At 32.7% G+C, this 14,366-nt stretch carries 10 protein-coding genes and 1 pseudogene; 1 reads left to right on the top strand and 10 read right to left on the bottom strand.

The features are described from left to right. Positions 1-37: 37 nt before the first annotated feature. The 7 genes and pseudogenes from clpB to QE109_RS08755 form a co-directional block, all read right to left on the bottom strand. On the bottom strand, positions 38-2,635 hold the full coding sequence (gene clpB / locus QE109_RS08785; RefSeq protein ID WP_281094083.1) for an ATP-dependent chaperone ClpB: 2,598 nt from the start codon (positions 2,633-2,635) through the stop codon (positions 38-40). Between the two features lie 223 nt (positions 2,636-2,858). Continuing rightward, complete coding sequence (locus tag QE109_RS08780) at positions 2,859-3,236, bottom strand: DUF302 domain-containing protein (RefSeq protein ID WP_281094081.1); 378 nt, start codon at positions 3,234-3,236, stop codon at positions 2,859-2,861. A 66-nt stretch (positions 3,237-3,302) separates the two neighbouring features. Continuing rightward, positions 3,303-4,187 carry a TrmH family RNA methyltransferase gene (locus QE109_RS08775; protein ID WP_281094080.1) on the bottom strand — a complete coding sequence of 295 codons (885 nt, stop codon included), beginning with the start codon at positions 4,185-4,187 and terminating at the stop codon, positions 3,303-3,305. Beyond that, a complete protein-coding gene (locus QE109_RS08770) occupies positions 4,187-4,633 on the bottom strand; it encodes a YaiI/YqxD family protein (RefSeq protein WP_281094079.1) in 447 nt (148 codons plus the stop codon). Before QE109_RS08770 ends, QE109_RS08775 begins: the two co-directional genes overlap by 1 nt. 77 nt (positions 4,634-4,710) lie before the next feature. After that, a complete protein-coding gene (locus tag QE109_RS08765; RefSeq protein WP_281094078.1) occupies positions 4,711-5,865 on the bottom strand; it encodes a methyl-accepting chemotaxis protein in 1,155 nt (384 codons plus the stop codon). Positions 5,866-6,190: 325 nt separating this feature from the next. Continuing rightward, positions 6,191-7,852 (bottom strand): annotated as a pseudogene (locus tag QE109_RS08760) (methyl-accepting chemotaxis protein); the annotation flags it as partial. 496 nt (positions 7,853-8,348) lie between these two features. Next, positions 8,349-9,386, bottom strand: coding sequence for a DUF2804 domain-containing protein (locus QE109_RS08755; protein WP_281094076.1), 1,038 nt, complete (start codon positions 9,384-9,386; stop codon positions 8,349-8,351). 138 nt (positions 9,387-9,524) lie between these two features. Between QE109_RS08755 and srtB the strand changes: the two genes are divergently transcribed. Further along, positions 9,525-10,337 carry a class B sortase gene (srtB, locus tag QE109_RS08750; RefSeq protein ID WP_281094075.1) on the top strand — a complete coding sequence of 271 codons (813 nt, stop codon included), beginning with the start codon at positions 9,525-9,527 and terminating at the stop codon, positions 10,335-10,337. Positions 10,338-10,408: 71 nt separating this feature from the next. Here the strand turns inward: srtB and QE109_RS08745 are convergent, their stop codons facing one another. The 3 genes from QE109_RS08745 to QE109_RS08735 all read right to left on the bottom strand — a co-directional run bounded on the left by QE109_RS08745 (position 10,409) and on the right by QE109_RS08735 (position 14,228). Further along, the gene (locus QE109_RS08745; RefSeq protein WP_281094074.1) at positions 10,409-11,851 is read right to left on the bottom strand and encodes an aldehyde dehydrogenase family protein; all 1,443 of its coding nucleotides are present in this window, start codon (positions 11,849-11,851) and stop codon (positions 10,409-10,411) included. 101 nt (positions 11,852-11,952) lie between these two features. After that, positions 11,953-12,984 (bottom strand): sporulation integral membrane protein YtvI, encoded by a 1,032-nt coding sequence (gene ytvI, locus QE109_RS08740; RefSeq protein WP_281094073.1) that lies wholly within the window; start codon positions 12,982-12,984, stop codon positions 11,953-11,955. Between the two features lie 47 nt (positions 12,985-13,031). Then, complete coding sequence (locus tag QE109_RS08735; RefSeq protein ID WP_281094294.1) at positions 13,032-14,228, bottom strand: Nramp family divalent metal transporter; 1,197 nt, start codon at positions 14,226-14,228, stop codon at positions 13,032-13,034. Positions 14,229-14,366 lie beyond the last annotated feature (138 nt).

Raw genomic sequence — 14,366 nt, 5'->3', positions numbered from 1 at the left:
GTCAATCAAATAACTGTTCCTTTTTTGTTTGAAATTATTAGCTTTCTAATCTATTTTCTTTCTTAAATATCAGTTGATCCTCAATAAATGATATTAGGATATTATCTCCTTCAACAAACTCACCAGAAATAATAGCCTTACCAAGACTTGTTTCTATGTGATGCATAACATATCTTTTAACTGGTCTCGCGCCAAACGCTGGATTATATGCGTCTTTTGCAATATGTTCAAGTGCAGATTCATCAACAAATAATTTGATATTTTTTTGCTTTAGTCTCACTTGTAATTGATCTATTGTTAAGTTAACTATTGCTTTAATTTCATCTAGTGATAAAGGTTTAAACATCAATATATCATCTAACCTATTAATAAGTTCTGGTTTAAATGCTTTATTAAATTGTTTCAATACATGTTCCTTTGTTTGATCATCAATAGAAAGACCTTTATTGATTTGGTCCAATAGAATTGAAGATCCTAAATTTGAAGTCATTATAATCACTGTATTTTTAAAATCTACAACGTGACCTTGTCCATCAGTCAATCTACCATCATCTAATAGCTGAAGCAGAACGTTAAAAACTTCTGAATTTGCCTTTTCAATTTCATCAAGAAGAATCACAGAGTAGGGTTTTCGTCTAACAGCTTCTGTTAATTGACCGCCTTGGTCGTAACCAACATATCCTGGAGGTGCTCCTATTAGTCTTGAAACTGAAAACTTCTCCATGTATTCACTCATATCAATTCTTATCATATTGTTTTCATCATCAAATAGAGAAGCTGCAAGCGCTTTAGCAAGTTCTGTCTTACCCACTCCAGTTGGACCTAAAAATACAAAAGAACCAATTGGTTTGCTAGGATCTTTTAGACCTGCTCTCGCTCTAATTATCGCATCAGAAACAGCACTAACTGCTTCATCCTGACCAATTACCCTCTCATGTAATTCCTTCTCCAAGTTTAATAATTTATTGCGTTCTTCTTCAACCAACTTTGATACTGGTATCCCAGTCCATTTAGAAACAATTTGAGCAATTTCTTCTTCAGTTACCTCTTCTTTAAGCAATTCAGTTTCTTTCTTACTATTTTTAATAGATTCAAGTTCTTTTGTTAACGTCACTAAATCACCATATTTAAGTTGAGCGAGCACTTCCAAGTCATAAGTTCTTTCGGCTTCATCAATTTTTAATTTAACATTTTCAATTTGTTTTTTTATTTCTTTTTCTTTGTCGATCGACGCTTTTTCAACTTCCCATTGACCTTTCAGTGCATTAAAAACATCTTTTAACTCAGCAATTTCCTTCTCAAGTATACTCAATCTATTTAGTGCGTCCTTATCCTTTTCTTTTATTAATGTTCGTTTTTCAATTTCTTTTTGCATAATCTTACGATTTAGCTGATCCAGTTCATACGGCATAGAATCAATTTCAGTTCGAAGCATAGATAATGCTTCATCCATTAGATCAATTGCTTTATCAGGTAAAAACCGGTCAAGAATATAGCGCTCTGAAAGTTCAGCAGCAGCTACAATAGCGCCATCGGTCATTCTGACACCATGATGGATTTCAAACCGCTCTTTTAAACCTCTTAGAATCGCAATAGTATCATCTATTGAAGGTTCTCCCACTAATATCGGTTGAAAACGACGTTCTAGTGCTGCATCTTTTTCAATATACTTTCTATATTCATCAACGGTTGTTGCTCCAATAAGTCTAAGTTCACCTCTTGCTAGCATAGGTTTCAAGATATTTCCAGCGTCCATAGCGCCCTCAGTTTTCCCTGCACCAACAATAGTGTGAAGTTCATCAATAAATAAGATTATCTTGCCATCTGAATTTGAAATTTCGTCTAATACAGCTTTTAAACGCTCCTCAAATTCTCCTCTGAATTTTGCACCCGCAATTAAGGCGCCCATATCTAAAGCAAAGATTGTCTTCTCCTTGAGCCCATCAGGTACATCACCCGCTAAGATTCGTAGGGCTAAGCCTTCAATCACTGCTGTCTTTCCAACACCTGGATCACCAATTAATACAGGATTATTTTTTGTTCTCCTTGATAGAATTCGTATTGCTCTTCTAATTTCTTCATCTCTACCAATTACAGGATCAAGTTTACCTTTTCGTCCCATATCCACCAAATCTCTGCCGTATTTTTCCAAAACTTTGTAGCTATCTTCTGGATTTTGATTTGTTATTCTCTTGTTCTCGCGGATATGGGCTAGGCCTTTCATAAACAGTTCTTTAGTAATACCCATTTTCTTTATAATGATCTTTTCCTCATTTGATGCATTATTTAAAAGCGATATATATAAATGTTCTACACTTATATAATCATCCTTTAATTGTAATGCTTCTTCTTCTGCATCAATTAAAACTTTATTTAGTCTTCGTGATGCATAAATATCATTTTGATCAGACAATATCTGAGGCATCTTTTCAATAATATTCTTAAGCTCTGTACCATACTGATTTATATCTATATTCAAGTTAAAAAGAATACTAGAAATTAAGCCCGATGAATCAGATAATAAACTAAAATGTAGCTGAGGGGTATCGATTTGTGATTGATTATACTTTATTGACAATTTTTGAGCATTTTCAATAGCTTCAATTGATTTACGTGTCATTTTTTCAGCATTCATATGATCACTCCTTTCAAGATTGTTAGCACTCTAACTCGTCGAGTGCTAACTCTATATTTATTATAAAACCCTATCAATTATCAGTCAAGTAAACCAATTGTTAAGAAATTTTATATAAAATAATCTCGAACTACAAATTACTAAATTTAGAATAAAAAAAATGTACAAATAAAAATTTGTACATTTAAATATGAGAAACTGTGGTAATCAATATGCTATTATTCTAAATTGCATGCTCAATTGCATGTTTTAAGTCCTCTTCTACTTTCATTGCTACTTCTTTTAACTGAACGTGATCCACTAAAGCACTAGGTTTCATCATACCGACAAAGACTTCGTTCTCTTTAGTGTAAACGCCAACTTTACAAGGAAGCATAAATCCCATCTGAAGATCTATTTCAAGAACTTCTTTTGCTTTTGAAGGATTACAAACTTCCATCACTAAGAAATCTTCTTTAAACTCCAATCCTTTTTCAGAAAGTTTATCTTTAAAATTAAGCTCCCAAAGTACACCAAAACCAACTTTAGAAAGTTCACTTTTTAGTACTGCTCGGGTTTCTTCAAAAGATTTATTCGATTTAAGTTGATAGATAAAATCCATATAAGCCTCCATTAAATTATAGTAGTTTAATACGTATCACTACATATCTACCCGCATTAATTTTGGTTATGCATTTTTAGTAATTTTGGTTCTATCACCACTTCTGTAAATTGCAGCTTCATATAGCATTAAAGTTGCAGCTATACCTACATTTAATGAATCACAATCTCCATACATCGGGATTTTAACTGATTCTGTAGGAATATCATACCATTCTTTTGAAATGCCATATCGTTCACTCCCCATAATGATAGCAATTTTACCATGATAGTTTGTATCATAATAAAAATGCTCAGCATCTGTATCGGTTAAAATAATTCTATAGTTGTTATCTTGAAGCCATTTAATAATTGTTGCAGATTCTTCCTCAACTATAGGAACTTTAAAACAAGAGCCTTGGCTACTTCTTAATATTTTAGGATGAGTAATCCTAGTTTTTCTATTACATATAAAAATTGCATCAGTATTTGTGCCATCACATGAACGAATAATTGTTCCAATATTACCTGGAATTTCTAATCCGTCTAATACAACGATTACTTCTGAGTTAGCAGCATTGATCATATCAAGTTTTTTAATCGGAAACTTTGCAAGTGCAAATATGCCAGCAGATGTTCCAACTTCTGAAATCTTACTATATGTTGAATGAGACACAAGATGGATTTCCTCTGCTATTTTTGCTAAGGATTCCATTATTTGAAACGCGTCTGGTGTCGTTATCGCATCCACATCAAGGATTAGTGCATGTACAATAATATCATATTTCAGTAAAAGACCAGCAGCCCAAATTCCTTCGACTCCAACCAACTTATCTGGATTTGAACGATTATTGTTTACTATACCGTGAATTTTCTTGATTACTGCTGCATTTTTACCTGATAGTCTACATTTATCTCGATACATTTCTTTAATATATCGCTCTTTTTCTTCTACGCTTCCTTTTAAAAACATTATTCCTCCTGATCATAGTTATTAATAAACAACTCTAACGCTTGAGAATAGGACCTGTCATCAAATGCTGTCCGCTTTTTATGACGTGGACCACGGCTTCCTTTTAAACGATCTAATTTACCTTGATGTCTATTTTCAAGTACAAAATCAATATTAAATCCAGTAATTTGATTGCCATTTGCAGTCAATACAGAACCTTCTTTAGCTAAAACCATAGCTGCAAGGCCATAGTCCTGAGTAATCACCAAATCACCACGTTTCATATGATTGGCAATATAATAATCAGCTGAATCTCTGCCAAGATCAACAGTGATAATTTTTGCGTAATCATTTTCAATTTTTATCGCATGATTTTTTACTATAGTCACTTCTATATTTTTTTTCTCAGCAATCTTTATCGTACATAAAATTACTGGACAACCATCTCCATCAATCCATATCTGCATCTTGTGCCTCCGTTTATTATTCTAACACATTTAGATAAAAAAAGGACTCGCACTTTTGTGCGTATCCCTATTTATCACTAAAACATATCACATATAGCTTTTACTTTTTTCTCATGTTCTAACATCTGAGAAAATATTACTTCTAATGAACTGAACATTGTACTTATTTCAGCTTTTGAATTCAGTGTCATACTATGAATTTCATCATAATATGATTTTTGCTTTACTGAATCATTATAAAATCCATTAATACTTCCAAAGATTTCACCAAAATCATTTGATACTTTAATCAATTTATCGAGGTTTGATTTTGATAAATCTGTCGTGTTTTTAATCGTATCACTTAGTTTAAGATTATCTTTATTAAGTACAGAGACTTCCTCTTCGAGTTCACTTTGAACTATCTTTATCTCGCCTATCACACTTTGAGTATCCAAAGATAGCTTCCTTACTTCATCAGCTACCACACTAAAACCTCGTCCATTTTCTCCTGCTCTAGCCGCTTCAATAGAAGCATTAAGCGCAAGCAAATTGATTTGACTTGATATATCCGATATACGACTTAATTCATCACTTATTTTATGTGTAACCAATTCTAAATTATCATTTCCTTCATGTGATTGCTTTAATACTGCTAATGCTTCACCCATCACATGGTCACTTTGATTAATAAAATTCATCGTTAACTCATACTCATTTGCAAGATGCTTAAGTGAACCCACAATATGTGCTAATTTTGTAGTATTAAGACTATTTCCATCAACAAGTTTAGACATAATGACTTCAATCTCTTCAATATTATTTTGAATCTGAATATCTTTTGCTTTTACACCTTCTAATTGCTCTTGGGTTTTAGAAAATCCCGTAAAGAATTCATCAGTGCTTAGCTGGACCGTGTTATACTGTTCTGATAATTTATCTGAGTATGTTTTGATTTCAACTTTTGATAACTCTGCAATTTCAAGTAGTTTGCGATTTGTTTCTAATAGCTCTACAGCCTTGGATTTACTTATGCCACCAATTAGTGCAAAAATACCAAGAAAAATTGGAGCAGTATCAATCATAAACAGCAACTTATTTGATTGATGAGCGCTTACAATTACGCTTGAATTGAAATTCAGATCACTTAAGACTATTTCAAGTAAAGTTGCCATCACAGGAAACATAAATCCAAAAGCAACGCCAATCAAAAAATAATTTCTTTTTATATTGTTCTTCTTTTTTTCTATCATATTTTAGCCTCACCTTGATATTTCTTTATAAAAACATACCCGGAAAGAAATTTTTCACCCAAAAAAAACGCTGTAATTAAATACAGCGTTTTGATATATCTTTATTTTATAACTTAAATTTCGATACAATGTTCTTCATTTCTTCTGCAAGCTTTGCAAGTTCTTCACTTGATTCTGATATTTCTTGCATTGAAGAAGATTGTTGTTCAACAGTTGCTGCAGCTTGTTCTGTTCCTGCTGCATTTTCTTCAGATATTGCTGATAGATTTTCCATTACGCCAACGATCTCTGATTTTTTATGATCCATAATTGAACTCGATTGACGTATATCTTCGATCATACGCTTCATTTGATCTAATACATCCGAAATTCCTAAGAACTTCTCATTGGTTTTACCAACACTGATTGATTGAGATTCGACTACTGTCTTATTGTCTTTGATGGTATTAACAGCTTTACCGGCTTTACCAATCAAATCTACAATAGTCTGTTGGATTTCATTTGTAAATGCAGCAGATTGCTCGGCTAATTTTCTAATCTCATCAGCAACTACTGCAAATCCTCTACCTGCTTCTCCAGCCCTAGCAGCTTCTATTGCAGCGTTTAATGCCAATAAATTGGTTTGGTCTGCAATACTCTGAATCATTTTACTAGCATTTTCAATTCTATTTGCGCTATCATTTGTTTCTAAAACAATTTCATAGACAATACTTGATGATTCACTGCTTTTTTGTGTCTCTCTTACTAGTGATTCAATAATACTTAAGCCTTCATTTTTCAATGAATTAACATCATCAGCAGTTGCATTTAACCCATTTATAAGTTTTTGTTCTTGATCAATTAATCGTCCCAGTTCGATAATGTTACTAACACCAAGCTCAGTATTTCTAGCTTGATCAGTAGCACCTTCTGCGATTTCATTAATAGTTTTTGAAACTTCTTCAACGCTGTCAGAAGTTAAACTGCTTGATGCAGATAGTTCTTCTGCTGATGAAGCTACCATTTCAGAACTGTTAGTAATTGATTTGATTATGCTCCTTAGACTATCGCCAATAATTTGAATTGACCTTGATAGACCACCTATTTCATCTTTTCTTTCAAGTAAATCATCAGATACATTTGAAGATAAATCATAATTTGAAAATTCTTCGATAATGACCATCGTTCTTGATATTGGTTTTGTGATACTTCTAGTAATTACAAATGCTATAAAGATACTACCTAAAATTGATATCACCAAAATAGAGATATTAATTGTATTTGAGGTCTTTCTAATATTATCAATAAAATCAAGCACTCCCAGTTTTAAAGCTTCTGCTTCATCTGATGCTGCAACAGCATGCTCCCTCATGATCTCAATAGATGCCTCTTGATCAGTAACATTCGTTGAATAGTCAATGAATGCACTCTTATAATTTTCAACCGCTTGACTTGAATCATTAAGCGATTTCAAAGTACTAGGATCATTTATTTTCGTTTTTACATCAGCAATTTCGCTTTCAAGCTGTGAAAATATTGACTCTACTTCAGCAATATTTTCTGCCGATTTATTTTGAACATACTTGTTAATGTATACTCTGACTTCTAATATATTATCTTTAATGCTTTGAAGCATTAGATATTTGCCATGTGAAGACTTTAAAATTTCAGGATCTGTCAATGAAAGTATATACTCATTCTCAAGTTCTAAAGTTTGATCTATACTTGCTAATGCACTATCAGCTGCACTAACTTCCTTTAATTGATTGTTATCTTTATCAGTTTCAAGTGAAACTACCTTTTCGAAATTAGTTTTATATGCATTGAGTGCTTCAATAACCTTATCAGCTTTTTCTACGTTTGCTGGTGATTTCATTAATGCTTTTGCATCAGTTACATTTTGAAGCGCATTATCAATTTCTAAAAAAACTTTTTCTGCTGTTTGTGAACTTCCGTCTGATTGGAATCTGACTTGTTCAACTCGTGCGATAGCCACCTCTGTTTCCATTTTTGATACTTCATCAAATATCGTAACTTGATAAGTAATATCACTAAGGTTATTCATCCCTATTACTGATATTACAATAATTAAAACTATTACAAGTGAAAAACCCAAAATCAACTTATTTCCAATTTTTATATTATTCATAATACTACTCTTATTCTTAGATTTATTTTTCATATATCCTCCTTGTTTTTCGTGCAAACTAATTCCTTCTTTTCTGCATAATATGTATTTCATCTATTTTTAAATAGGTATTTATACCTATGAATATATAGGCTAAAGTTGCAACTGTCAATACGCAATTGAAAACGTTTCTCATTTGTTAACAAATGCTTCACATTTGCCCCGGAAGAGGCAATCTGTATATATGTATCCTATATTTTGTTAACTCAAACTAATATAGTAAAGCTTACGTTAATTCAAGATCCCTGATATTTTACGTTATGATCAAAAATAAAAAAAGCGAGCAACAGGTGCACACTTTTTTTCATTGAAATCATTACCATTTGTTTCTAACTTTTTCAGCAAAACCTAAGAATTTATCGAAATTGATAACAGTTCCATCATCTAGTTTAGCTTTGCCAGTAAAATATCCAAATACTTGATGTTGATCACTTTTTAATATCCCAAGCGAAATCAGTGCTGATCGATCAATTATCGGTTCAAATATGGCTTCAAACCTCAAGTCGGATGACGAGAACTTCCAAGTAGACATATAATCAAGTTCATGTTCACTATTTAGGGGAATTTGGAACTTAACATGTTCAATTTTATGGCCTTTACCATCATAGAATAACATATTTTCGGTTGCAGCTGTTGTATCTCCGAAGCCATATCCCAAGTTAAATCCAAATATGTGATTGTCAATCTCACCTACAGCTGAACTCCAGTACCAAGTATTATCATATGTCCAAACACCTCGACCCCAGTCAAGAATTCCTAACATCTGATCATTTGGATTAAATTCATATGTTCGACCATCAAAATTAACACTACCGTTGGCTTTGATCCCAACAATTTTCTGATTATAATAAAAAGCATGCTTATCTTCTTCAAAGGGGGTCGCAATAACCATGCTATCTTCAGGTGCATCATAAAGATTTAGATCAACAATTAACGGTTTATTTTCCATAAAATTTGCATAGTTTAGTCTTAGTCTACGAGCACCAATTTCATGATAAAAATCAATTGCTACATGACTGCTTTTATAGCTTGCCTCACCATCATAAGAACATTCAGGCATTTTAAGTCTACCAAAAGTGAATGGGATAATCTTACTTTTGGTTACCTCTATCATTGTTTTGAAATCAATAATAGTAGCACTCACCATTCCCATATAACTATTATCTGCCAACGTAAGTGCAACTGCAAAATCATTATTATACACTAAATAATAGTCCCATTCTTTGATTTTAAATCTTTTAGCCTTAATTTTCTTTCTGTTGTACTTCTTTATCAATTGTTTAGAATAACCACTTTGCATTAAATATCCATTTTGATCTAACAAATCACCAGGTAATAGTTCTTTTTGAGACATGATTTACCTCCATATGCGTAGTTGATCTTCTCTTTAAATATAGCACTAATTCATCACTCGTGAAAGGTAACTCTTGAAAGAATATTATCGATTTTTTAGGGTATATATTAATACTCAGCAACTTTAAGGAGGCTGTCTATGAAAAATATACTTTATTGTAAATTAAAACCATTTTTTTTGTATTCTATGATCGTTCTAAGCATCATAATTTTAACATCATGTGATACAAATCCTCATACTACCACACAAGCAATTGCTACTACTGAAATTACGACTGAATCAATCAGTACCACTGAATCAGATACGACTTCAGAGACTACTACCGAAAAAATTGTAGTTGAAAGCACACCACTCGCTACAGTACAGATTCCATTTTCAATAACTACTAACTACCCATATAAAGAATACCGTGATGCATATGAAGACTTTGTTGGTTGGATTTCAATTCCAGGAACAAAAATTGATTATCCAATAGTCCAAACAACTGATAATGAACATTATTTAAATTACGATTATACAAATTCAAAAAATTATGCGGGCGCGGTTTATATGGACTATAAGAATAAAGGTAATTTTTATGATAATCATATTAGTCTCTATGGACATTATATGAAAAACGGTACTATGTTCCACGATTTACATTTATTTAAAGAACAATCTTTTTTTAATGAGAACCACTCCATTTATCTTACAGGCTTAAGAGAAAAATTCAGATATGAAATCTACTCAGTTCAAATTGTTTCTGCATATACCTATCGCTTATACCTCAATCTTGATGCAAGTGAATTAAATGAGTATGCACTTCACTTTCAAAGAGAATCACTCTTTGACCATGAAATTGAAAATACAGATCAACTAAAACTTTTAACACTGGTTACTTGTACTTATGAATTTGATAATGCAAGATTATTGATTCATGCATATCAGGCTGAGTCTGTACCTTTCGATTAAAATTAGGTGTTTTCTCCATTTAAAAACAGCTACAATAACGTTAAGTTATTGTAGCTGTTTTTTTACCAAGCCTAAATTTTAGTTATAGAATTAACCTCATTAAAAACGCTTTTAATTTCTAAAAACTCTTCTATTCCTGGTATCCCCCCTTCGCGTCCAATACCTGATTGTTTATAACCACCAAACGGGGCATCAATGTCTCTTTTTCCATCATTAACATATACGGAACCACTGCGGATCTCAAGTGCAATTTTATTGGCTAATTCTTCAGATCCAAAAACAGCACCTGATAATCCGTAAACGGTATCATTTGCAATTTTCACAGCTTCATCGATATTGTTATATGAGATAATACAAATTACGGGGCCAAATATTTCTTCTCTTGCAATTCGCATATTATTATGGACGTTCGTGAAGACAGTTGGTTTCACATAATAACCATAACCATTAAGCTCATCTAAAGGTTTAGGAATTTCTCCTACTATAAGGTTTGCACCTTCATTTATACCGAGCTTTATATAAGACCTTACTTTTTCATACTGTTTATAACTTGCTAGTGGGCCCATATGTGTATTTACATCCTCTGGATCACCAACAATATAATTTTTGGATAAATCTATTATTAGACTTTCCACTTCTTTTAACTTGCTTTGAGGTACAATCATTCTCGTTAAAGCTGCGCAAGTTTGACCTGTGTTATCATAACATGAACTAAGACCAGCCTTCACTGCCAACTCCAAGTTTGCATCTTCTAAGATAACCAAAGGAGATTTTCCTCCTAGTTCTAAGGCAACTTTTTTAATATCTTCTAAAGCTAATTTTGCTACTTCCTTACCTCCAGTAGTAGATCCAGTAAACGAGATCATATTTATAGCATTATGTTTAGCAAGTGCATTTCCAACTTCCCCAGCTCTACCTGTAACAAGATTAAATACGCCTTTTGGTAATTCTGCTTTGTGAAAAGCTTCCGCCAAAATCATAGATGATAACGGTGCTATTTGAGAAGGCTTTAGTACAACAGTGTTTCCTGTTAAAATTGCTGGAATCACCTTTTGCATGATTTGACCAAGAGGGTAATTCCACGGTGTTAAGCAACCTATTACGCCGATTGGTTCTTTCACAATAGTTGCATGCTTTAACTTTTCACTGAAATTGAAATTTTTGATTAATCTTATATAATTTTCGAATCTAATGATTGGACCCATAACATGAGCACGTTCTGCCCATTTTAAAGGTGCACCTAATTCAGAAACTTCCATGCTTATCAAATTTTCTTTTTGAGATTTTAAATGCTCTAGTGCTTTTTCCATATAGGCTATCCTTTTCTCAACAGGGGTATCCTTCCATGTCAAGAATGCATTAGCAGCGCTCCTAACTGCCAAATCAACATCAACTTCGTTTCCTTTTGGCACAGTACCTATGATCTTTCTTGTTGCTGGATTTTCCACTTCTATTAATTCATCTAGATTAGAAGAAATCCATTTACCATCAATATATAGTTTGTTATAAAACATGTCGTCCTCCTTGTTAATAATTATTTATTTAGATACCCAAAGTATTCATAAATAAAAGGATGATCTATAAAAAGACCATCCTTTTTGAAAATTATTATCAATTATACTTTTACATTGAGTTTTAAAATATCTGCACTTATAAGTGCACTTACTAAAATAACCACTGCAGGCCCTAAAAATAATCCTATGGCACCTACTAGCTTAAAAGCTATATACATACTAGCAAGTGTTGATAAAGCACCAATCCCCATTGCATCTCCCAGAATTTTGGGTTCTGCAATTCGTCTGAATGCAAATAGTACAGCATATAGAATAAGTAAACCAATCGCTAAAAAATATTGACCTTTAATGATGTAGAAAATCGCAAGAGGAACAATGACAGATCCCGTACCAAATATTGGTAGAACATCAACCAACGTTACAATCCCTGCAGTAGCAAATGGATAACTAATCTTTATAATTAATAGTCCCAAAAGTGTCAAAGTAAATACTATGAAACTTAAAAGAAGTTGTCCTCTTATAAATCCAAATATTGCACTATAAAGTTTTTGCATAACTTGTTCAATTTTATGCTTTGACTCTTCAGCAAAAATACTTAAGATTCTCAATCTAATTTTTGGTAAAGTCATACTTACCATATAGAGTGCTACTACAAAAATCAAAGTATCCAGTAAAAGTCCAGGAACTCCTTGTAATAAACTAATAAGTGCATTTGACAATCCTAAAACTACTGCTTGAAGTGAATCAATTCCCGTTTTTATAAAGTCATTGATCTGTAAATTCATATCTTGCGTATATGGACCAATAAATGATTGAGCGCTCCAAGTTAAGTCCGTTAATTGATCATAGTTGTCTCTTATATATTCTACAACGGTCCTAGATAAAGCGATAAGTTCTCGAATCCCTTTAAGTCCCAACAAGTATGTCGATCCTATGACAATTACAAAGAAAGCAGTACAAGTTACAAGAGATGCGATAACTCTTCTTCCAAAAAACACCTTTGTAAGAACTTTTACAAATGGATCAATTAAAAGCGCAATTATGATAGCCATTAAAAATGGAAAACCAACAGTAAAAAGTAAATAGAGTAAAAAAACAATTAATCCTAGATAGATTATACTATATAAATTCAACCAAGCACCCCCTGCTAAATGTCTTGAGCTAAAACAAATCAGTCAAATTAAAAAAAACTAATCAACAACATGATATTTAATACCGTAAGAATAATACCGATGCTCCAAAGTATGATTTTGGTGAACAACGTGTTCTTATGTTTTCCCATAACTTTTTCTGATGAAGTAAGGTATATCTGTAAAAATACTGTTATAGGTAATTGTATACTTAACAACATTTGGCTATAAATTAAGCCATCAAAAGGATTCGAAATAAGAAAAACTGCTGCTGCAGCAATTACCAAAATACCAATCACACCAACTTTAGAATGTGTATCTTTTATATTGTAAGATTCTTGGAAAATTCCAGCAAATATTGAGCCGCCTGCCATCCCAGCAGTTATAGTAGATGATATTCCAGCAAATAGTAGTGCAATTGCAAAGATTAAAGATGCCCCACTCCCAACTAGAGGTGTTAACATTTCTTTGGCTTGTCCAAGTTCCGTAACATGTACTTTATTAATAAAAAATGTAGTCGCTGCGAGTATGATCATTGCGCTATTTATAGCCCAACCTACAATCATCGAGAATAGTGTGTCTAGGAACTCGTAAGATAATTGCTTCTTCTGAATCGCTTCATCTTCAAGATTCCATTGTCTACTCTGAATGATTTCAGAATGTAAAAACAAATTATGTGGCATAACAACTGCGCCAAGAACTGACATAACAATTACCATAGATCCATTGGGGATACTTATATGAGTCCAACCATATACAGCTTCACTCCAGCTTACATTGACTAAACTTAACTCATATATAAATGATAATCCAATAAGTGATACAAAACCTATGATCCATTTTTCAAGTTTATAATAAGAGTTTGATAATAGCATATAAATAATTAAACCTAATATCAAAACAGTTCCAACTTTAATTGGCATCTTAAAAAGTAAGTTTAATGCAATTGCACCACCCAAAATTTCTGCAAGAGCTGTAGAAATTGCAGCAAGCACTGCAGAAGATAATATCGGTATAGAGTACCTTTTTTTTATATGTCTCGTTGCCGATTCCGATAGGCACTCTCCAGTAACGATGCCAAGATGCGCTACATTATGCTGTAAAATGATGAGCATCAATGTAGATAGCGTAACCATCCATAGCAATTTATACCCGTATTCAGAACCTGCAGCGATATTAGAAGCCCAGTTCCCTGGATCAATAAAACCCACTGTAACCATAAGTCCAGGTCCTATAAATTTAAGCATCTCTTTAATGCCTAGTTCTCTTTTATGTGATCGATTTTTTAATTCCTTTAGCAAGTTCAATAGAGACCTCCAATGATGTCGTAATAATTTTGACTAGATGCATGTAATTACATCTATCACTATTATAAATGAAATTGT

The organism is Fusibacter bizertensis, assembly GCF_029914245.1.
In the GTDB taxonomy this organism is placed as follows: Bacteria; Bacillota; Clostridia; order Peptostreptococcales; family Acidaminobacteraceae; genus Fusibacter_C; species Fusibacter_C bizertensis.
Note: the sequence above shows the minus strand (reverse complement) of the source record. Positions and strands in the feature narration are given on the sequence as shown.